This is a genomic window from Variovorax sp. GW822-FHT04A09, from assembly GCF_058801005.1.
Window position 1 is genome coordinate 113,459 of record NZ_JBXAMV010000006.1, and the last position, 19,639, is coordinate 133,097.

General features: G+C 70.8%; 16 protein-coding genes. 3 read left to right on the forward strand and 13 right to left on the reverse strand.

Annotated elements, in window-relative coordinates; all coding sequences use genetic code 11:
- Positions 1 to 3 precede the first annotated feature (3 nt).
- Both AC1RLW_RS26195 and AC1RLW_RS26200 read left to right on the forward strand, forming a co-directional pair.
- Positions 4 to 996: a helix-turn-helix domain-containing protein gene (locus AC1RLW_RS26195; protein WP_493195644.1), complete on the forward strand. Its 993-nt coding sequence runs from the start codon at positions 4 to 6 to the stop codon at positions 994 to 996.
- A gap of 120 nt (positions 997 to 1,116) precedes the next feature.
- On the forward strand, positions 1,117 to 2,523 hold the full coding sequence (locus AC1RLW_RS26200; protein ID WP_493195645.1) for an aldehyde dehydrogenase family protein: 1,407 nt from the start codon (positions 1,117 to 1,119) through the stop codon (positions 2,521 to 2,523).
- Between the two features lie 34 nt (positions 2,524 to 2,557).
- On the opposite strand, the gene AC1RLW_RS26205 is transcribed toward AC1RLW_RS26200, so the two are convergent.
- From AC1RLW_RS26205 to AC1RLW_RS26250, 10 genes are all read right to left on the reverse strand, one after another.
- A complete protein-coding gene (locus tag AC1RLW_RS26205) occupies positions 2,558 to 3,709 on the reverse strand; it encodes a serine hydrolase domain-containing protein (RefSeq protein WP_493195646.1) in 1,152 nt (383 codons plus the stop codon).
- Positions 3,706 to 6,015, reverse strand: coding sequence for a primary-amine oxidase (gene tynA / locus AC1RLW_RS26210; protein ID WP_493195647.1), 2,310 nt, complete (start codon positions 6,013 to 6,015; stop codon positions 3,706 to 3,708). Before tynA ends, AC1RLW_RS26205 begins: the two co-directional genes overlap by 4 nt.
- A 69-nt stretch (positions 6,016 to 6,084) precedes the next feature.
- Complete coding sequence (locus AC1RLW_RS26215; RefSeq protein ID WP_062479263.1) at positions 6,085 to 7,047, reverse strand: helix-turn-helix domain-containing protein; 963 nt, start codon at positions 7,045 to 7,047, stop codon at positions 6,085 to 6,087.
- Positions 7,048 to 7,173: 126 nt separating this feature from the next.
- On the reverse strand, positions 7,174 to 8,172 hold the full coding sequence (locus tag AC1RLW_RS26220) for a Bug family tripartite tricarboxylate transporter substrate binding protein (protein WP_493195648.1): 999 nt from the start codon (positions 8,170 to 8,172) through the stop codon (positions 7,174 to 7,176).
- 25 nt (positions 8,173 to 8,197) lie between these two features.
- The gene (locus tag AC1RLW_RS26225) at positions 8,198 to 9,472 is read right to left on the reverse strand and encodes an alkyl sulfatase dimerization domain-containing protein (protein ID WP_070062866.1); all 1,275 of its coding nucleotides are present in this window, start codon (positions 9,470 to 9,472) and stop codon (positions 8,198 to 8,200) included.
- Positions 9,469 to 10,803, reverse strand: coding sequence for a DUF1254 domain-containing protein (locus tag AC1RLW_RS26230; RefSeq protein ID WP_493195649.1), 1,335 nt, complete (start codon positions 10,801 to 10,803; stop codon positions 9,469 to 9,471). Before AC1RLW_RS26230 ends, AC1RLW_RS26225 begins: the two co-directional genes overlap by 4 nt.
- Before the next feature lie 5 nt (positions 10,804 to 10,808).
- A complete protein-coding gene (locus tag AC1RLW_RS26235; protein WP_493195650.1) occupies positions 10,809 to 12,200 on the reverse strand; it encodes a DUF1254 domain-containing protein in 1,392 nt (463 codons plus the stop codon).
- A 45-nt stretch (positions 12,201 to 12,245) separates the two neighbouring features.
- Positions 12,246 to 13,247 carry a Bug family tripartite tricarboxylate transporter substrate binding protein gene (locus AC1RLW_RS26240; protein ID WP_493195651.1) on the reverse strand — a complete coding sequence of 334 codons (1,002 nt, stop codon included), beginning with the start codon at positions 13,245 to 13,247 and terminating at the stop codon, positions 12,246 to 12,248.
- Between the two features lie 29 nt (positions 13,248 to 13,276).
- Positions 13,277 to 15,388 carry an acetate--CoA ligase family protein gene (locus AC1RLW_RS26245; protein ID WP_493195652.1) on the reverse strand — a complete coding sequence of 704 codons (2,112 nt, stop codon included), beginning with the start codon at positions 15,386 to 15,388 and terminating at the stop codon, positions 13,277 to 13,279.
- A 23-nt stretch (positions 15,389 to 15,411) separates the two neighbouring features.
- Positions 15,412 to 16,473 carry a porin gene (locus AC1RLW_RS26250; protein WP_493195653.1) on the reverse strand — a complete coding sequence of 354 codons (1,062 nt, stop codon included), beginning with the start codon at positions 16,471 to 16,473 and terminating at the stop codon, positions 15,412 to 15,414.
- A gap of 272 nt (positions 16,474 to 16,745) precedes the next feature.
- On the opposite strand from AC1RLW_RS26250, the gene AC1RLW_RS26255 reads away from it, so the two are divergent.
- Positions 16,746 to 17,369 carry a Crp/Fnr family transcriptional regulator gene (locus AC1RLW_RS26255; RefSeq protein WP_493195654.1) on the forward strand — a complete coding sequence of 208 codons (624 nt, stop codon included), beginning with the start codon at positions 16,746 to 16,748 and terminating at the stop codon, positions 17,367 to 17,369.
- Positions 17,370 to 17,394: 25 nt separating this feature from the next.
- Here the strand turns inward: AC1RLW_RS26255 and AC1RLW_RS26260 are convergent, their stop codons facing one another.
- From AC1RLW_RS26260 to AC1RLW_RS26270, 3 genes are read right to left on the reverse strand one after another with little or no spacing between them, the layout of a single operon-like run.
- Complete coding sequence (locus tag AC1RLW_RS26260) at positions 17,395 to 18,018, reverse strand: YdeI/OmpD-associated family protein (RefSeq protein ID WP_083259329.1); 624 nt, start codon at positions 18,016 to 18,018, stop codon at positions 17,395 to 17,397.
- On the reverse strand, positions 18,006 to 18,953 hold the full coding sequence (locus AC1RLW_RS26265) for a phosphatidate cytidylyltransferase (RefSeq protein ID WP_172438312.1): 948 nt from the start codon (positions 18,951 to 18,953) through the stop codon (positions 18,006 to 18,008). The genes AC1RLW_RS26260 and AC1RLW_RS26265 overlap by 13 nt, the downstream gene beginning before the upstream one ends.
- Before the next feature lie 5 nt (positions 18,954 to 18,958).
- On the reverse strand, positions 18,959 to 19,624 hold the full coding sequence (locus AC1RLW_RS26270; RefSeq protein ID WP_139704435.1) for a lysophospholipid acyltransferase family protein: 666 nt from the start codon (positions 19,622 to 19,624) through the stop codon (positions 18,959 to 18,961).
- Positions 19,625 to 19,639 lie beyond the last annotated feature (15 nt).

A 19,639-nucleotide genomic window follows, 5' to 3' on the forward strand; every position in this document is an offset into this window, starting at 1 on the left:
TCTGTGAGCGCTTCTTTCTTCGATTCGCCCGCGCACCTGAGCGGCGGCCCGCTGACGCCGCGGATGCGCGCCGAGATGCCGTTCGAGCTCGTCGGCCCGCGCCTGCAGGCCGTGTGCGGCAACTTCACGCCCGTGCCCATGCCGCGCCAGCAGACCGTCTCGGGCGGCATCGAGGTGCGGCGCGCCGGCGGTGTCGACGTGGCGCTCATCGGCCAGAACCTGCAGCGCGTGCACCGCGATGCGCAGGCCATCCGGCGCGACGACCGCGAGCATTTCTTCCTCGTGTTCCAGGACCACGGCGGCGCGCTCATGTGCCAGGGCGCGCAGCAGATCGCGGTGCAGGCCGGCGACATCGTGCTGATCGATTCGGCGCGGCCCTCGGAGTTCGTCTACGACGGCGCCAGCTCGCAGCAGGTGTCGGTGCACCTGCCGCGCGCCGACATGCTCGCGCGCTTCGGTCCCACGCTGCAGGGCGGCGTGTGCGTGCGGCGCGGCGACGCGCTGGGCTTCGCGATGCGCGCCATCCTCGCGCGCCTGCTCGACAGCGGGCAGTCCGACGACGCGCACCTGGTCGAGGCCTTTCTCGGCGTGTTCGGCTCGGTGCTGGTCGAGCGTGCGCGGCAGGCGCCCGCGCTGCTGTCGCGCAGCGCCGGCGAGGGCGTGCTGCGCCGCGCGATGGACCACGTGGCGCTGCAGTTCCACGACCCGGCCTTCCACGCGGGCGAACTGGCGCGCCACCTGGGCGTGTCGCCGCGGCTGCTGCAGCGGGCCTTCGAGGCGCTGGGTGTTTCGCCGAGCCGGCACATCCTCGACACCCGGCTGGCGGCGGCGCGCGCCGCGCTCGATGCGGCGGCCCGGCAGGGCGGCCCCGCGCCGGCCATCGCGGTGGTTGCCTACGACTGCGGCTTCAACGACCTGTCGTTCTTCTACCGCGAGTTCCGCAAGCGCTACGGCGTGCCGCCGGGGCGCCTGGCACTCGGACCCCTGACGCACTGACGCCTGAGTCCATTCGCTGACGCCTGGCTCCAAGACGCCGGCCCCTGCTTTTCCTACAGTGACCCGGCGCGCCCACCCTGCGGCGGCGCGCGCCAGCGTCAACCCAACCAGGACAAAGCAATGCAAGAGACAAGAATGACGATCGGCGGTCGCGCAGTGCCAGGCACGGCCTCCTTCGAAGTGCGCAACCCCGCCAATGGCCAGGTGATCGGCACCGCGCCGAACGGTTCGCGCGACGACCTCGCCGCCGCCGTGGCCGCCGCGCAAAAAGCCTTCAGGAGCTGGTCGCGCCAATCCGACGACGAACTGGCCGCGGCCTGCCGCGCCGTGACCGAGAAGATCGGCGCGCATGCCGAAGAACTCGCGCGCCTGCTCACGCTGGAGCAGGGCAAGCCGCTCAACGGCCTGGGGTCGCGCTGGGAGCTGGGCGGCGCCGCGGCCTGGGCCGGCGCCACCGCGGCGCTCTCGCTGCCGCCGCGCGTGCTGCAGGACAACGCGCAGGGCCACGTCGAGATCTTCCGCAAGCCCGTGGGCGTGGTCGGCTCGATCACGCCGTGGAACTTCCCCGTGCTGATCGCCGTGTGGCACGTGCTGCCGGCGCTGCGCACGGGCAACACGGTCGTCATCAAGCCCTCGCCCTACACGCCGCTGGCCACGCTGCGCTTTGTCGAGCTGCTCAACGAGGTGCTGCCCGAAGGCGTGGTCAACAGCGTGAGTTGCGACGATCGCACCTCCAACCTCGGCGCCGACATGGCGAGCGACCTCGTCATCCGAAAGATCGTGTTCACCGGCTCCTGCGCCACCGGCAAGAAGGTGATGCAGTCGGCCGCCAGCACCATGAAGCGGCTCACGCTCGAACTCGGCGGCAACGACGCCGGCATCGTGCTGCCCGACGCCGACCCCAAGGCCATCGCCGAAGGCCTGTTCTGGGGCGCGTTCCTCAACAACGGCCAGACCTGCGCGGCCATGAAGCGGCTGTACGTGCACGCCAGCATCCACGACGAGGTGTGCGAGCACCTCGCGGCCTTTGCGAAGCAGGTGCCGATGGGCGACGGCATGGACGAGAAGAACGTGCTCGGCCCGGTGCAGAACCGCATGCAGTTCGACAAGGTCGCACGGCTCGTGGCCGACGCGAAAAAGAAGGGCCAGGTGCTCACGGGCGGCGAGCCGGGCGAGGGCCTGTTCTTCCCCGCGACCATCGTCGCGGGCCTGAAGAACGGCGATGCGCTGGTCGACGAAGAACAGTTCGGGCCCGCATTGCCCGTCATCCGCTACACCGACGTCGAAGAGGCCATCCGCGCCGCCAACGACAGCGAGAACGGCCTCGGCGGTTCCGTGTGGTCCAAGGACATCGAACACGCCAGGCGCATCGCGTCGCGCCTGGAATGCGGCTCGGTGTGGATCAACAAGCACGGCGCCATCCAGCCCAACGCGCCCTTCGGCGGCGTGAAGGGCTCGGGGCTCGGTGTGGAGTTCGCGGAAGAAGGGTTGAAGGAGTACACCGACGCGCAGGTGATCTTCTCCTGACGCATTGCAGGGCGTGGCGTGCGCCACGCTCTGTTTACGAGCGCAGCGCGGCGGTCAGTGCGCCGAGCAGCGCATCGGTCTCGACCAGGCTCGGCGGGTGGATCGGCGCCGGCCAGGTGCTGTGGATCGCGACCACGAGCCGTTCCTTCGGATGGATGTAGACCTGCTGGCCGAAGATGCCGAGCGCGGCGAACAGGCCACCGTCGAGTTCGGGCAGTGCCTTCGCGCCGGTCGGGAAGGTCCACCACTGGTAGCCGTACCCCATCGGTTCGAAGCCCGCGAGCGTGCCGGGCGCGAGGTGGCTGGCCGCATCGACGCGCGTGGCGTCGGCCACCCAGCCGTCGGGCAGCACCTGCCGGCCGCCGGCCACGCCACCACCGAGCACGAACAGGCCGAAGCGCCCGAAGTCGCGCAGCGTGGCGTTCACGCCGCTGCCGGTGAACTCCTGGCCATCGACCGCATCGAGCTGCCAGTACGCATCGGCCTCCATGCCGAAGGGCGCCCAGATTTTTTCCGAGAGGTAGTCGCTGATCGGCCGGCGGATCGCGCTGGCCAGGATCTCGCCGACCAGGCAGGTCTCGCCGGTGCTGTAGTTGAAGCGCGTGCCCGCCGGCGCCACGCGCGGGCGCTGTGCCATGAACGCCAGCACCGCGCCCTTTTCGCGCGTGAGCTGCACGCGCATCAGCTGGCGCCGGTCGGAGTCGGCGTCGAGGTAGTCCTCGTTCCAGGCCACGCCCGAGCTCATCTGCAGCACCTGCTTCACCGTCACGTCGTCGTAGGCCGAGCCACTCAATGCGGGCAGGTAGCGCACCACCGGGTCGTCGAGGCTGGCGATGTGGCCATCTTTCACGGCCGCGCCGACCAGCGTGGAGGTCAGCGATTTCGCGACCGAGAACGACAGCCACTTCGTCGCCGCGTCGTTGCCCATGGCGTAGCGCTCGAGCACGACATGGCCGTCCTTGATCACCAGCAGGCCGGCCGTGTGGTTGCGCGCCATGAAGCCGTCGATGCCTAAGCGCTGCGCGTCGATGGGCCTGCCCTCGGGCAGCGGATGCACCTGCGTGCCGCGCCGGATCGCGCGCGTCGCGTAGAGCCGGTCCATCTGGCGGTAGGTCGGCGCCTGTAGCGCGGGCGCCAGCGTCATCAGGTCTTCGTAGCGGCCGATGGCCTCGTCGGATGTAGTCATTTCGCAGCAGGCCGGTTCAGCCCCAGCGTCGGCGTCTCGTCGAAGAAGTTCCAGGGCTTGAGCAGCGCATGCACCCACTCGGTGGGCATGATCGGCCACTCCTCGGCGCGCGCGACGTGCGTGGTGCCGGTGGTGAGCCACACCACGTTGTCGGTGTTCACGATCTCCTGGTTGTCGGCCGTGAACTGGCCCAGGCCCGTGTCCTTGTTGGAGCGGTTCGGGTACTTGCCTTCGGGGAACAGCTCTTCGGGGTCGTAGCGCGTCACCCAGAGCTGGCGGTCCATGAAGCTCAGGCGGTGGTTGATCCACTCGTCCTTCGCGAAGTTCGCGCCCTTGGCGATCGGGTGCGTGCCGCCCGCGTACGGCACCAGCTGGTACGACACCGGGTTGCCGACCTTGTTGTTGCGCGACGGGTTGCTCAGCAGGCGGATGGTCGAGGGGTCGAACTTCTGCGCCGCCTGCTGCTCGGTGCGCACCGTGCGCTGCACCGTCTGCATGGTGCTGGTGCGTGGGCCGCCGCGCGTGTTGGGCAGCACCACGGGGTCGACCTCGGTGAGCGTGTTCTGCTCGCCGTCCACGTCCAGGTCGAGGCGGAAGTTGTAGATGTGCTGGTGCGTGGTGCCGACGATGTGGTGGTCCAGCAGCGTGCCGTAGCGCGTGTCCTCGGCGGCCGTCGGGTCCTGCATGGTGCGCGCCTTCACGCCCTTCACGGCCTCGATGCCGGTGGCGCCGGCGTGGATGCCGATGGTGCCGTTCTCGGCGAACACCCAGTCGAACAGGTAGTCGTAGTTGCCCACCGTGCTGATCCAGCGCACCACCAGCTCGCGCCGCTCGGTGCTGATGTTGGGCTTGCCCATTTCCTGGTGCTTGAATTCGGGGTCGGCATAGCGCTCGAAGACCGCGATGGCGCGCGGCACCTTGGTGGGGGCGCCGGTGTAGTCGGCCAGCGTGGCGTCCAGCAGCACGGCGTTCTGCGGCGCGTCCTTGTTCGGCTCGATGGGCGAGGTGAGCGTGCCCATGCCGTACTCGCCCGAGTCGAGATACGCCTTGAAGTACCAGCCGGTGTCGGGGTCGCCGTAGGGCACGATCATGCCGCCCAGCGAGCCTTCGTACATCACCTTGCGCTTGGTGCCCTTGTCGTTGTAGGTGACGGTGGACAGCACCAGGCCCACGCGCGAGTCGAGCCGCACGTGGAAGTCCCAGTTGCGCCAGTGCATCGTGTGGCCGGTGATCGTGTAGTTCTTGCCTTCGGGCTCGGTGATCTCCAGCGGCTTGGGCGCCGGCGTGGCCGCGCGGTCGCGACCGTCGTAGGGCGTGGGCTTGAGCGGCACGGGCACCAGGCCGCCGTCCTCGATCTTGATGACCTTCTTCTGTTCCAGGTCGACCACCGCCACCAGGCCCTCGATGGGATGCGCCCAGTAGTTGCCGTCGCCCACGTCCAGGTAGCTCACGACCTTCAGCAGGCGGTCTTCCTGGCGCAGCGAATCCTTGCCGTCGAAGTAGCCCACGGTGAGCGGCGTGGCGACCACCTTCTTCACGTCGGCGATGCCGCGCGTGGCGAGCGCCTTGGCGTAGTCGGGGCTGGCCTCGATGGCGGTCTGCACGGTGGCGAAGTCGTCCAGCAGCACCATGCCGTGCGCGCCCTCGATCGGCTTCCATGCGGTGAGCGTGCGCGCCGCGAGGTCGACCGTGCCTTCGATGACCTTCTTGCCGTCCAGCGCCACGAAGGCCGCCTGGCGCGGCGCGCGCACGGGCTGGCCGGTGAGCGCGAAGTTCCAGACCTCGTCCTTGGGCGGGCGCTTCACGCTGATCTCGGTGAAGCGCAGGCCGGCCTTGTGGCGCCCCGAGGCCTTGAGCACCTCGAGCGTGGCCTGGATCTCGGCCTCGGTGAGCGGGTTCAGCGGGTTGGGCACGCGCTCGACCACGAAGGTCTTGTCCAGGCTGGACTGGAACACCTGGTTCACGAAGTCGTGCGGCACGTAGGCCGCGCCCTTGCGCATGACGACGGGCACGTCCAGTTGCATCGGCTGGCCGTTGACCAGCGCCGTCTTCGAGCCGGGTTTCAGGCGCACCAGCGTGCCGTTGCGCGCCACGGTGAACACGTTGGCAAAGCTGTCCCAGCGCAGCGTGCCGCCGAAGTCTTCCACCGTCTTCTTCAGCGGCACCATGTGGGCCGCGCCGCCGTGGGCCAGGGCCGGTTCAATGCTCAGGGGGCCGAGGGCGAGCGCCAGGGCAGAGGCCAGGGCGGTGCCCAGGAGACGCCGTGCGGCGCCGCGGCCGGGCGTTCGGTGGTAGCTGCTGCGCATGGCTGCATCCTTCTTCGCGTGTTGTGGTGGACAACCGCGAAGGTAAGAGCGCCGCCGGCGCGGGCGTTATCAAGATTTGGCAAACCACCGCGCGCGCGTGGCGGACGGCAGCTCGCCGAACAGGCGTGCGTAGTCGATGGCAAAGCGCGACAGGTGCCAGAAGCCCCAGCGCGCGGCGATGTCGCCGATGGTGTCGTCGCGGCAGGCCTGCATCTCGCAGCGCACGCGGTTCAGGCGCATCACGCGCAGGTAGGTGACGGGGCTCAGGTGCAGCACGTCCTCGAAGGCGTACTGCAGCGAGCGGCGCGACACGCCGGTGGCCGCGCACAGGTCGGGCACGCTGATGGGCTCGTCGGCGTGCGCCTGCATGTACTCGCGCGCCTTGGCCACGATGTGGCGGCGCGCCGCCGTGCTGGCGGGCAGCCGGGCCTCGAAGGCCTTCGAGCCCATGCACTGCAGCACCGCGTCGGCCAGCGACAGCGACAGCATGTGGCGCGCGGCCGGCTGTTCGAGCTGCGCGAGGTTGTCGCGCGCCAGCGACAGGGCGGCGCCCAGCAGGCGGGTGAAGGCGGTTTCGTCGAAGCCGGGGTGCTGCACCGGCGCGGGCGCAGGCATGCGCAGCTCGAAGTCGGGGCCGAACAGGGTGGTGGCCAGCTTGGCCAGCGGTTCGGTGTCGACGCACACGGCCATCAGGTCCATGCCGGCGCCGGCCAGCAGCTCGAACTCGCCCCGCGGCGGCAGCGCGCTGAGCTGGCGCCCGCCCAGGTCGTGGCCGCAGTACCAGCTGCCCGGGGCGGCCGTCTCGGTGAGCGCGAAGGCGATGGCGCCGGGGCGGCCCCGGCCGCGCTGCAGCACGGTCTGGTTGGCGCGCTCGTGGAAGACCTGCACGAAGTCCAGGTGCAGGTCTTCGGCCAGCCCCTCGAAGCGGCCGTTGGACAGCTGCTCGTAGTGCTGGTCCCAGGCGCCCACGCCCGAGGCCTGCGCCTGGGCTTCGGCGGTGAGTTGTCGGCTGAAGTGAAGAAGCTCGGTCATGGTGCGCGCTGGCGCAGTTGCCATCGCGCAGCCGATGAGCAGAAACCGTGCCTGTCACGGCGCAGTGTGTGGGAAGCGCCGCCGCCCGACCATGTTGCTTACCCTTGGTCAGGGGCGCTCAGGCGTTCATTCGAGCGTCAGGCCGATGTCCTTCACCAGCGCGCCCCAGTCCCGCAGGTCGCTGCGGATGGTGGCGGTGAACTGCTCGGGCGTGTTCTGCGGCAGGTCGTTGAAGTTCAGCTCGTACATGCGGCGCACCACCGCGGGGTCGCGCAGCACCTGGTTCACGGCCTCGTTGAGCTTCTTCACGATCGCCGGCGGCGTCTTGGCCGGTGCCAGCAGGCCGTACCAGGCGTAGGTGGTGAAGGGGTAGCCGCTCTCGGTCATGGTGGGCACGTCGGGCAGCATCGGGATGCGCGAGGGGCCGCTGTTGGCCAGCGCGCGGATGCGGCCGGCGCGCACGATCTCCACGGTCGAGGAGATGTCGGCGAAAGCCGCATCGACCTGGCCGCCCACCAAGTCTTGCACGCAGGGGCCGCTGCCCTTGTAGGGCACGTGCGTCATCACGAGGCCGGCCTGCTTCTTCAGGCTTTCCATCGCCAGGTGGCCGCCCGAGCCGTTGCCCCACGAGCAGTAGCTGAGCTTGTCGGGGCGCGCCTTGGCGTAGGCGACGAACTCCTGGATGGTCTTCACCGGCAGGTCCTTGCGCACCAGCAGCAGGTTGCCGCCGCGCCCGACCTGGGCGATCGGCATGAAGTCCTTCAGCGGGTCGTAGGGCAGCTTCTTGTAGAGGCTGGGGTTCACCACCATCGTCGCGGCGTAGGTGAACAGCAGCCGGTAGCCGTCGGGCGTGGAACGCGCCACCACCTCGCTGCCGAGGATGCCGTTGGCGCCCGGGCGGTTGTCGACCACGAAGGGCTGCTTCAGGATCTTGCCGAGGCCGTCGCCGATCAGCCGCGCGATGGTGTCGGTGCCGCCGGCCGCCGCGGTGGGCACCACCAGCGTCACGGGCTTGTCGGGGTAGCCGTCGGCCTGTTGTGCGTGGCTGGCCGTTGCCAGTGCGGTCAGGGAGCAGGCGGCCAGCAGCGTGCGCAGGCCGAAGCGGAAGGGTCTTGTGGTTGTCATGGTCCGTGTCTCCGATGGAAAGGCCTCAGCGGATGCCGAAGCGCGCCTGCGTGCCCTGTTCGATCATGTCCGCGCCCACGCGATACAGGTTGCGCGAGACGTAACTGGGCACTTCGCGGGCCCGCTCGCGCAGCCATTCGGCCTTGAGCGAGCGCGCCTCGGCGATCTCGCTGGCCTCGCCCTCGGCGGTGGCCAGCAGGTCGATCACGTGCAGCGCGAGCTGCCACTGCCTGCCTGCCGCCAGCGCGCGTGCCTGGTCGATCACGCCGCGCTTGTCGGTGATGGCGTCGGCCACCGCCCGGCCGATGGCCTCGGGCGCGGCCGGGTGCAGCGAGGTCGGGTTGCGGTCCCACCAGCCGTTCTCCGAGCGGTAGATGTCGCGCACGATGTAGCCCGGGTCGCCGTAGGTGGGCTTCATCCACTCGACCGCGAACAGCTCGTCGGGGAAGCGGATGCGCGCCAGGATGTCGCGCTCGTTGAGCCCCTCGTTCATGAGCCGCACCACCTCGGCGCGCACCCAGCGCAGCGCGCGGGCCGTGTGCACGAGCACGTGCTGCACCTGGTCTTCGCCCTCGAGCGTGGCGCCGAATTCGCGCACCGCCTTGCGCGGCTTCAATGCCGCCAGCGCCTCCAGCGTGTCGGCCCAGCGCACCGTGTCGCGCATCGTGCGAAAGGGCGTGCCGATGTTGGGAATGGAATCGATCAGCGCCGCGCCGCCGTACAGCACCCGCTGCGCCGGGCTCCACAGCGCGATCGCGTCGTCGGTTTCCGAGGGCGCCCAGCGCAGCTCGATGCGGCGCTCGCCGCTGCCGATCTGCAGCACGTCGTCGAAGGTCTCGGTGGGCGGGTGCGTCACCAGCCGGTGGTCGAAGAAGCCGGCGGGGCGGTTGAACTGGATCTCGGCCATGCGGTGCTGCAGGGCCAGCGTCTCGCGGTAGCGCGCCAGGCGGCGCGGCACGTTGCGGTGCGCAATGATGCGCGGCGGCGCATCGCCGCGTGCGGCGGCATGGGCCAGCCACATCGGCACGCCGGCGTTGTAGCCGATGTGGCCGTGGCTGAAGCACAGCGCATGCACCGGCGCGTCGCTGAGCTGGCGCAGCGCGTCGATCATGCCCTGCGTCACCGAGCCGCCCGGGCCGGCGTCGATCACGACCAGGCCCACGTTGGTCTCGGCCACGAACGATTGGCCCTGTCCGCGCAGGATGTGCAGGCCCGGCGCGACGGTCTCGGTGCCGGTGCCGACGATGAGGAAGGGCTTTTCTTCTTCTGTGGCTTGGGGTTTTTCAGCGGTGGCACTCATGCGGAATCCTTGGTGACGGTGAGGGGCGGCAGCTGGTAGCGGCCGTCGAGCAGTTCGGCGCGCGGCACGTAGGCGCGCAGGCACAGGTAGAAGCTGCCTTCGGGCGCCGGCAGCCAGTTGGCGAATGCGGCCTCGCCTTCGGGGCGTGCGTGCTGGATGTGCAGCGTGAGCCCGCCGTCCGCGTCGCGCCGCAGCCCCGGCGTGCGGTCGCCGATGGCGTAGCGGTCGATCGGGTTGTCGACCAGCATGTAGTCGCGCGTGTCGTACATCGTGAGCGACCAGAAGGCGTCGACCGGCGGCAGCGCGTCGGGCGGGAAGCGCAGCATGTAGCGGCGCTGGCCGGTGAGGGCTTCGCCGGTGGCGTCGTGCCAGGCCATGGGGTAGGTGGCCTCGCGGCTTTCGAGCATGCCGATGTACTTCAGCGCGATCAGCGCGCGCGCCAGGTGGTCGTCGCCGAAGGAACCTTCCACGAGCGGCATCTGCACCCAGCCCGAGGCCGTGGTGCGGCCCGACTGCGCCTCGCGCAGCCGCGGCAGCACGGTGTCGAGCGCAGCCTGCAGCGCGGCGCGCTGGCCGTCGTCGAGTGCCCCTGCAGCAGGCCCGATGCCGAGCGATGCATAGCGCGCGAGCTGCGCGGCATCACCAGCCGGCGGTGCGTTGTCGCGCAGCGCCGCGTTCACTTGCGCAGCGAAGTGCTCCGCGGTGAGCGGCGCCTTCGGGTCGCAGGCCGGATCGAAGGCGCGCGGCGCCGAGCGGCGCCCGGCCTCCCAGTCGGCCAGCGTGCGCACGAGAAAGCCGTCCTGCAGCGCGTTGACGGCGGGCACGTCCTGCGGGCCGTCGACCAGCAGGCGCCCGATGATCCACAGCCAGCGCGTGGGCGCCTCGATGCGCGCGCCCGGTGCATCGAAGGCCGCGGGCAGCGTGCCGCGCCATTCCGGCGGCGTGACCACGAAGGCGCGCGCCGCCGTGCCCGTGAGGCGCTGGCCCAGGTGCGCGAAGGGGTTGGTGAAGAAGTCGAGCAGGCCCAGCACGTAGTAGCGCCCGGCGGTGTCGGGCACGTCGATCACGAGCGGGCCCTCGCCCAGGTCGAGCCAGGCGTTGGTGTAGAGCGTGTCGTTGTTCGGCGTGACGACGCGGCTCTTGCCCGCGCCCAGCAGTTGGCGCGCGTGCGTGAACACGTTGCACCAGCGCAGCGGCTTGGGCGCCTCGCCGGCGGCGTCGGTGCGCTGCGGCGAGGTGGCTGCGCGCATGCGGCACATCTCGTACAGCGGGTAGGCGTAGACCACGGCCTCTTCGGCCAGGGCGTGAAGGGTGTCGGTGTGCGGCTGCATCGCGTTCAGCCCTGTTGTGCCTGCAGCGCCGGGATGCGCCAGCCCTGCACGCCTTCGCGCGGGTAGTACATGCGCAGGATCAGGTAGAAGCGCCCGGCCGGCGCGGGCAGCCAGTTGGCGGCGTCGGCGGGGCGTGCGTGGCTCACCGCCAGCTCGAGGCTGCCGTCGGCGTTGCGCTTCAGCCCGGGCGTGCGGTCGCCGATGGCGTGGCGGCGGATCTCGTTGGGGTAGAGAAAGCGGTCGCTGTCGTACAGCGTGACCGACCAGAAGGCGTCGGCGGGCGGCAGGTCGCCGGCCTCGAAGCGCATCGTGTAGCGGCGCTGGCCGTCCAGCGGTTCCTGGGTGGCGTCGTGGTGCGCGGCGGCGTACACCGCCTCGCTGGTGGCCAGCGCGCCCAGGCCCAGGTAGGCGGTGCGCGCGCGGCCGAGGAACTCGTTGCCGTAGCGGCCGGTGGCCGGCGTCATCGACCAGGGCTTGGGCCGGCGGTTGCGGCCCACTGCGCCGACCAGCTGCACGCCCTCGGCGAAGCCTTCGATCAGGCCTTCGCGCAGCGGTGCCTCCAGCGCGTCCCAAGAGAACGCGGCGTTGGCCAGCAGACCGCCCTGGCCGAACCACGCCACGAGCGCGCGGTCTTCCACGCGGCCCGGCGCTTCGGCCAGCGCATGGCACACGTTGGTGAAGAAGCGCGGCGCCACGTCTGCGGCCGGCTCGCCGTGCTCGAAGGCGGCGGCCATGGCGTCTTCGTGCGGGCCGGCCCACTGTTCGATGGCGGCCGGGCGGCCCTGCAGCACGGTGCCGGGCGCGGGCTTCAGTTGGATCTCCGACTGCAGCGCGCGCGCGGCCGGCCAGTCGCTTTCATCACCCACCAGGATGCGGCCGATGAGCCAGACCAGGTCGGTCGGGCAGCGCACCACGCGGTGGGCGGCTGCGAGTGATTCCGGCACGGTGCCGCCGGGGCCCACGAGCACCACGGTCTCGCCCTCGGGGTTGCAGTTGCGCGGGCCCAGGTTCTCGAAGTTCTCGGTGTAGGCGTCGTACAGCGGCAGCACGAAGTAGCGCCCCGGATGGCGCGACGACGCGGGCACGGTCAGCAGCATCGGCCCGTGCGCCAGATGCAGCCAGGCCATGGTGTAGAGCAGGTCGTTGGCGGGCGTGACCACGTCGCGGTCTTCGTGGGTGGACGGGCGCGGCGCGTGGTGCAGCGTGTTCAGCGGCGCGCGCACGTCGGAGCCGGCCGAGGCGCCGCTGCGGCGTTCGGCGCGCGGCGCGGTCTGCATGGCGCAGGTGCGGTAGGTCTCGGTGAGCGGATAGCCGTAGACGAAGGCGGCCAGGCCGATGGAGCGGGCGAGCGCCTTGCGGGCGGCGGCGATGTCGGGCACGGGAGCGGGAGCGTTCATGGGAAAGACCTCGGGGTTCGGAAAGAAGAGGAGGGGGAAGGCGGTTCAGTCGAGCTTCACGCCCGTGGCCTGCGTGAGCTTCAGCGTCACGGGCAGGAAGGCCTTGTAGGCCGCGGCGGCCTCGGGCGGCAGGTTGCCCACGGGCTCGGCGCCGAGCTCCTCGATGCGCCGGCTCACCTCGGGCTGGCGCACCACCGCGCTGACCTCGCGGCCCAGGCGTTCGACGATGGCGTCGGGCGTCCTGGCCGGCGCCATCAGCGAGGTCGGGCCGGTCATGGCGTAGACCTCGTCGGCGTAGCCCTGCTCGGCGAAGGTGGGCACGTCGGGCAGCGCACGGGCGCGCCGCGGGCCGGCCACGGCCAGCGGGCGCAGCTTTCCGGCCTTGATGTACGGCTGCAGCGTGGTGACCGAGCCCACGGTCATCTGGATCACGCCGCCGATCAGGTCGATCGCCATCGGGCTCTCGCCCTTGTAGGGCACGTGCATCGTCTGCAGGCCGTAGGCCTTGTCCATGTAGACCTGCACCTGGTGCGGCTGCGTGCCCGGGCCCCACGAGCCCATCGAATACTTGCCGGGCGAAGCCTTCGCGGCGGCGATCAGGCTCTTGAAGTCGGTCGCCGGCACCGAAGGGTGCACCGCCAGCACGGTGCGTGTGGTGGCGATGTCCGACACCATGCGCAGGTCGGTGCGCGGGTCGTAGGGCAGCTTGCTGTAGAGCACCAGGTTCGCCGTGACGGGCCCCGGCACCGTGAGCAGCAGCGTGTGGCCGTCGGGCGGGCTCTTGGCGACGTAGTCGGTGCCGATGATGCCGCCCGCGCCGCTGCGGTTCTCGACCACCACCGGCTGGCCCAGCCGTTTCGACAGGCCCTCGGCCACGAGCCGCGCGAGGATGTCGGTCGAGCCGCCCGCCTGGTACTGCACGATGATGCGCACGGGCTTGGAGGGGAAGGGGGCCTCCGTGGCTGCCGCCGCCGTGCTTGCGGCGAGCACCAGTGCCGCGCCCGCGCCGAGCGTGCGCCCGAGTCCGTTCTTCGATGTCGTCGTCATGCGATGTCTCCGGTGGTTGTTGTTGTGCTTCAGGGCGCGCGGCCGACGACCAGCGCATCGACCGCCACGCAGCCGCCCTCGGCCTGCGGGCGCGCGATCAGCGGGTTGATCTCGGCGCTGTCGAGCGAGTCGCCTGCGCGCTGCGCGAAGTCGGCCAGCGCGCACAGCGCGTCGGCGATCGAATCGAGGTCTGCCGGCGGCCGGCCGCGCGCGCCGTTCAGGATCGCGAAGGCGCGCAGTTCGCGCACCATGGCCAGCGCGTCGTCGCGCGTGATCGGCAGTGCGCGCAGCGACACGTCGCACAGCGTCTCGACGTGGATGCCGCCCAGGCCGAACATCAGCACCGGCCCGAACACCGGGTCGCGGTGCACGCCCGCGATGCACTCGACGCCGCCGGTCAGCATGCGCGCCACCAGCGCGCCGTCGAGCCGCGCCTCGGGCCGCGCCGTGAGCGCGAGGTCGCGCGTGCGCTCGAAGGCCGCGCGCGCCTGCGCCGCGCCGCGCAGCCCGAGCGCCACGCCGCCGACGTCCGACTTGTGCGGGATGTCGGCGCTGACGATCTTCACCACCACCGCTTCGCCGAGCGCCTCGGCGGCGGTTGCCGCTTCGTCGGCGCTGCGCACCACGCGGTGCGCGACCACGGGCACGCCCGCGTCGGCCAGCAGCGCGAGCGCGTCGGGTTCGGACATCGTGCCGGGCGCGAGCGTCAACGGCGCCTTGGTTGATGCGGGCGCCGCAGCCACCGCCGCCGCAGGCTTCAGCCCCGCCAGCGCGGCGATCGTGCGGATGCCGTCCGACGGATCGGCGAACACCAGGCAGCGCATCGCTTCGAGCTCCGCGCGACGTTCGGGCGACAGCAGCGTGCTCACCGCCAGCAGCGTGTCGGGGTAGGCCTCGCGCAGCGAAGTCACCAGCGAGCGCAGCACCGGCCAGAACGCATCCGACGCACCCGCGGCGGCCAGGAAGCCCATCCACGAGGCGAAGCCCTGGTCGTCCAGCATCACGCGCGCCGTGCGATCGATCAGCGTCATGTCGTTGGTGACCTGGCCCGTGATGTCGACCGGGTTGCGCGGCGCCGCGAAGGGCACCCAGCGGCGCAGCGTGTCCTGCGCGGCCTCGCTCAGCGGCCGGGCATCGAGGCCCTGGGCCGAGGCCTCGTCGGCCATCAGCGCGCCGACGCCGCCCGAGAGCGTGAACAGGCCGATCGAGCGGTCGCGCGGGCGGCCCGCCACGGCGGCGCTGTGGGCCAGGTCGAAGAACTCCGTGAGGTTGCGCGCGCGCAGCACGCCGTACTGGCGGAACACGGCGTCGTACACCGCGTCGTCGCCCGCCAGCGCGGCGGTGTGCGAGGCCGCGGCCTCGGCGCCCAGCGCGGTGCGCCCGACCTTGACCATCACCACCGGCTTGCCGTTGGCCTGCGCCAGGGCCAGCGCCGCGCGCAGGCGGGGGCCGTCGCGGCAGCCTTCCATGTAGGCCATGATCACGTCGGTGTCGGGGTCCTGCGCGAGCCAGGCCAGGCAGTCGGCGACCTGCACGTCGGCCTCGTTGCCGGTGGTGGCCCACAGCGACAGGCCGACGCCGCGCGCCCGCGCCATCGCGTACGCGTAGGCACCGAACGCGCCCGACTGGCTCACCAGCCCGATGCGCCCCGGCATCACGCGGCCCACGCCGGGCGCCGGCGAGAAGGTGGCGTACACGTGGCGTGCGATGTTCATGAAGCCCAGGCAGTTGGGGCCGACCAGCCGCACGCCCGCGGCACGCGCCTTGTCGCCCAGCCGCGCCTGCGCCGCCGCGCCCTCGGCGCCCACTTCGGCGAAGCCCGAGGAGAACAGCACCACGCCCTTCACGCCCGCCGCGATGGCGTCGTCGAGCGCGCCGCCGACCAGCGCCGACGGCACCGCGAGGATGGCCAGGTCCACCGGCTGTCCGATGGCGCGCAGGCTGGGGTAGGCCGGCAGATCCTGGATGCGGTCGGCGTTCGGGTTGACCGGGTACAGCGCGCCCTCGAAACCGAAGCGGCGCTGGTAGTCGACGGGAATGCCGCCGATCTTCTGCGCGTTGGACGAGGCGCCGACCACCGCGATGGCACGCGGCGCGAACAGCGCCGAGAGGGATTCGGCTTGCGAAGAGAAGAAGTCCATGGGCATGGCGGAGGGTTCGGAAGTCAGAAGTTGTGGCGGATGCCGGTGGCGAGCACGCGCACGTCGTTGCCGCTGTTGGCGATCACCGGGATGGTCGCGAGCGATGCCGAGGCGCCGTGCCGGTTCAGCAGGCGCAGCCAGCGCGCGTAGACCACGGTGCGCTTGCTCAGGTAGTAGTCGTAGCCCAGCGTCCAGGCCAGCTGCGAGCGTTCGCTCTCGGCCACCTTGCGCTGCGTGGCGCCGAAGATCAGGTTCGAGGCCGGCGTCACGTTGTAGGTGGCGCCCAGGTTCACGAGCTTCGCGGTCGGCACGTTGGGCAGGCTCGAGGCGTTGCGCACGTAGCTGGCGTACAGCTGCAGGCCGATCGAGGGCAGCTCGTAGGAGCCGGTCAGCGCCTGGTAGGTCGTGGTGGCGGGCGAGGCCACGGGCGCCGCCGCCGAGCCCGAGCGCGCGCGCTGGAAGGCGTAGGCGATGTAGTACGGCTTGCGCGCCCAGCCGATGTTGCCGCCGTAGACGTTGCCGCTCTGGTGGCTCGGCGCGCTCGATTCGCCCGGTGCGTAGGCCAGGTCGGCGAAGAATTCCATACTGGCCGGCGTGCGGTAGCGCACCATGTTGCTGGCGCGGGCCGCGAAGGGCGTGAGGCCCGGTTGCGCGTCGGTGGCGGCCACCAGGTTGATGGGCGAGAACACCGAGTTCAGGCCGTAGGGATCGGCCTTGAACAGCGCGTAGAACATCGGCGTGTACATGCGGCCCGCGTCGATCTGCCCCCACGGCGCCGAGAAGCCGACGAAGGACTGCCGGCTGAACGACATCGCGGGGCCGGGCAGCGTGCCGTTGCCGGTGTCGGGCGCAAAGCCGCTCTCCAGCGTGAAGTGCGCGCCCAGGCCGCCGCCCAGGTCCTCGGTGCCGCGAAAGCCGATGCGCGAGGCGGTCTGGCCGCCGTCCTCCAGCCGCGTGGAGGAGGCGGGGCCCGACCTGGCGTGCGCCACGTACAGGTCGAGCGTGCCGTAGACGCTCACGGTGCTTTGCGCGGACGCAAGGGCGCAGGCCGCGAGCGCGAGGGCCGCGGTGGCTGTCTTCTTCATTTGGGTTGTCTCCGGTGTGGCCGGTCGCCTGCGGGTGCAGGGCGGTGCCGCCTGTGTGCTTGTCGATGTCCGGGGCTTACGATAGAAATGAAGGGCCCCCGAATCTGTCAACGCTTTGACAGATTCGTGAACACCAGGGCAGGGAGAACCCGCTGACCCGACCACCTGCAACCACCCCTCCCGACGCCGAAGACAGCGCCGAGCTGCTCGACCGCGCGCTGCGCTGGAACGAGCTGTTTTCCCAATGGCCCGACGCGCGCCGCGCCGAGCTCATGAAGTCGGCGCGGCTGGTGCGCTACCGCCGCCGCACGCAGGTGCTGGCGCGCGACCGCCACAAGCGCGAGTTGCTGGCGGTGGTGTCAGGCTGCCTGGAGATCAGCAGCATGAGCCCGCAGGGGCGCAAGTACGTCAACGCGCTGCTCGGGCCCGGCCAGGTGGCGCCGCTGGTGCGCCTGCTCGAGGACGTGCCGCTGCCCTACGACTACCACGCGCACGAAGACTCGGTGATCGTCCACCTGCCCAGCGACGCCGTGATCGCGGTGCTCGACGCCGAGCCCGCGCTGTGGCGCGGCGTGGCCCGGCTGGGCCTGAAGCGCCAGCGGCTGAGCGTGGTGCTGCTGCAGAACCAGATGCTGAACTCGGTGCGCGGGCGCGTGGCCGCCACGCTGATGAGCGTGATCCACTTCTACGGCATGCAGGTGGAGGCGGCGGCGAGCCTGCCGGTGCGGCTGTCGCAGAACGACCTCGCGGCGATGCTGGGGCTGTCGCGCCAGACCATCAACAAGGAGCTGGGGCGGCTGGTCGCGGAAGGCGTGATCGACATGAGCTACAAGCGCATCCGCATCGTGAACCCAGACCAGCTCGCGGTCATCGCGACCGGCACCGGGCCGCAGTGAGCGGCGCGCACCGCTGCGCGCAGGCTCAGGGGTGGATCTTCTCGCCCTTGGCGAGCATCTCGACGAACTGCGCGATGCGCCGGGCGCGCGTCTCGGGCTTCTTCGCGCCCTGCGTGCGGAACAGCACGGCGAAGCGGTTGCGCGCGTCGAGGGTGGCGAAGAAGGCCTTGGCCTTGCGGTTGGCGTCGAGCGCGGCCTGCAGGTCGGGTGGCACGGTGGCCACGCTCGGGGCGTCATAGGCCGCCTCCCAGCGGCCGTCGGCGCGGGCGCGCTCCACCTCGGCCAGGCCGCCGGGCTGCATGCGGCCCTCGTCGATGAGCTTCAGGGCCTTGTCGCGGTTGATCTTCGACCAGATGCTGCGCGCGGTGCGCGGCGTGAAGCGCTGCAGGAAGAACTGCGCGTCCTGGCTCTTGCGCTGGCCGTCGATCCAGCCGAAGCACAGCGCGATCTCCAACGCCTCGGGGTGGTCGACGGAGGCGATGCCGCTGGCCTTCTTCGCGATGCGCAGCCAGACGCCGGCGTGGCTCGCATGGTGTTTCTTGTACCAACGCAGCAGCGCGGCGGCGTCGGCACATTCCAGTGGCGTGTCGTCGACGATGCGGTCCACCTTGACCGCGGTCTTCTTCGCCGCCGGGCTCACGGCACCCACCAGTAGCGCAATGCGTGGAAGTAGATCGGCGCCGCGAAGATCACCGAGTCGAGCCGGTCGAGCATGCCGCCGTGGCCTTCGATCATGGAGCCCCAGTCCTTCACGCCGCGGTCGCGCTTGATGGCCGACATCACCAGCCCGCCGAAGAAGCCCAGGAGGCAGATCATGAAGGCCATGAGCGCCGCCTGCCACGGGTTGAAGGGCGTGGCCCAGTACAGCGCCGCGCCCATGGCGGTGGCGCTGGCCACGCCGCCGATCAGGCCTTCCCAGGTCTTGGAGGGCGAGAGCTCGGGCGCGACCTTGCGCTTGCCGAACAGCTTGCCCCACACGTACTGCAGCACGTCGCTGCCCTGCACCACGATGACCAGGAAGGCGATCAGCAGCAGGTTGCGGCCCTCGAAGCCCGGAATCTGCAGCGTGAGCAGCGCCGGCACGTGGCTGATGCAGAACACGCACACCATCAGGCCCCACTGGATCTTCGAGGTGCGCTCCAGGAAGCGCTGCGTGTCGCCGCCCACGGCCGCCAGGATGGGCAGCAGCAGGAAGGCGTAGACCGGGATGTAGATCGAATACAGCCCGTACCAGTCGATCCAGATCAGAAAGTACTGGCCCGGCAGCGCCACGAAGAAGGCCAGCGCGATCGCGCCGTGGTCGCCGCGCCGCGTGTAGGCCAGGCTGATGAACTCGCGCAGCGCATAGAACGAGATCAGGTAGAACAGCACGATCACGCCACCCTTGCCGAAGGCGAAGGCCAGGCCGATCACCGCCACCATCACCCACCATGCGTTGACGCGCGAGTTGAGGTTGTCGATCACCGAGTGCGGCTGGCCGTGCGCCACGCGCCACTTGAGCAGCGCACCGATGGCCGAGGCCAGCACGAGCACGCCGAAGACGCCGCCGAAGAGCTTGAAGGTGGTCCAGGCGAAGGGGGACATTTCGATCACGAGGCGGTCCCTCCGTTTTGTTCGATGCGGTCGTACTCCGGGCGCAGGTCGAGCATGGCCGTGCGTGCGCGGGCGAGGAACGCCGTCTTGTCTTCGCCTTCCTCGAGCTGGATCGGCGCGCCGAAGCGCACCGTGCAGGCCAGCGGGATCGGCACCAGCGTGCCCTTGGGCAGCACGCGCTTGAGGTTCTCGATCCACACCGGCACCAGCCGCACGGTGGGGCAGGCGCGCGCCAGGTGGAAGAGGCCGCTTTTCAGCGGCAGCAGGATGTCGTCGCCCGTGTTGCGCGTGCCCTCGGGGAACATGATGAGCGAGTCGCCGCCTTCCAGCGCTTCCTTCATCTGGTCGACCGGGTTGCCGCCCTGGCCTGAGCCGTCGCGCCGGATCATGAGCGCGTTGAACACGTCCTTGCCGATGAAGTTGCGCAGCTTCGAGGCCTCCCAGTAGTCCTGGCCCGCCACGGGCCGCGTGAGCGCGCGCAGGTCGGAGGGCAGCGTGGCCCACAGCAGCACGAAGTCGCCGTGGCTCGTGTGGTTGGCGAAGTACAGCGTCTGCTCGGCCTTGGGCGTGGTGCCCGACCAGATGGCGCGCACGCCGGTCAGGAGGCCGGCCGCGCCGATGATGAGCTGGCCCGCCACCACCGCGAGCCCGCGGCGCACGATGGCGCCGGGGCGGGC

What these genes read in the sequence shown, in the direction of transcription:
- AC1RLW_RS26255 (WP_493195654.1), top strand. Translation starts at nt 16,746, where the DNA reads ATGAAGTCGGCGCGGCTGGTGCGCTACCGCCGCCGCACGCAGGTGCTG.
- AC1RLW_RS26220 (WP_493195648.1), bottom strand. Translation starts at nt 8,172, where the DNA reads ATGACAACCACAAGACCCTTCCGCTTCGGCCTGCGCACGCTGCTGGCC.
- AC1RLW_RS26250 (WP_493195653.1), bottom strand. Translation starts at nt 16,473, where the DNA reads ATGAAGAAGACAGCCACCGCGGCCCTCGCGCTCGCGGCCTGCGCCCTT.
- tynA (WP_493195647.1), bottom strand. Translation starts at nt 6,015, where the DNA reads ATGCGCAGCAGCTACCACCGAACGCCCGGCCGCGGCGCCGCACGGCGT.
- AC1RLW_RS26200 (WP_493195645.1), top strand. Translation starts at nt 1,117, where the DNA reads ATGCAAGAGACAAGAATGACGATCGGCGGTCGCGCAGTGCCAGGCACG.
- AC1RLW_RS26245 (WP_493195652.1), bottom strand. Translation starts at nt 15,388, where the DNA reads ATGGACTTCTTCTCTTCGCAAGCCGAATCCCTCTCGGCGCTGTTCGCG.
- AC1RLW_RS26205 (WP_493195646.1), bottom strand. Translation starts at nt 3,709, where the DNA reads ATGACTACATCCGACGAGGCCATCGGCCGCTACGAAGACCTGATGACG.
- AC1RLW_RS26240 (WP_493195651.1), bottom strand. Translation starts at nt 13,247, where the DNA reads ATGACGACGACATCGAAGAACGGACTCGGGCGCACGCTCGGCGCGGGC.
- AC1RLW_RS26230 (WP_493195649.1), bottom strand. Translation starts at nt 10,803, where the DNA reads ATGCAGCCGCACACCGACACCCTTCACGCCCTGGCCGAAGAGGCCGTG.
- AC1RLW_RS26265 (WP_172438312.1), bottom strand. Translation starts at nt 18,953, where the DNA reads ATGTCCCCCTTCGCCTGGACCACCTTCAAGCTCTTCGGCGGCGTCTTC.
- AC1RLW_RS26235 (WP_493195650.1), bottom strand. Translation starts at nt 12,200, where the DNA reads ATGAACGCTCCCGCTCCCGTGCCCGACATCGCCGCCGCCCGCAAGGCG.
- AC1RLW_RS26215 (WP_062479263.1), bottom strand. Translation starts at nt 7,047, where the DNA reads ATGACCGAGCTTCTTCACTTCAGCCGACAACTCACCGCCGAAGCCCAG.
- AC1RLW_RS26225 (WP_070062866.1), bottom strand. Translation starts at nt 9,472, where the DNA reads ATGAGTGCCACCGCTGAAAAACCCCAAGCCACAGAAGAAGAAAAGCCC.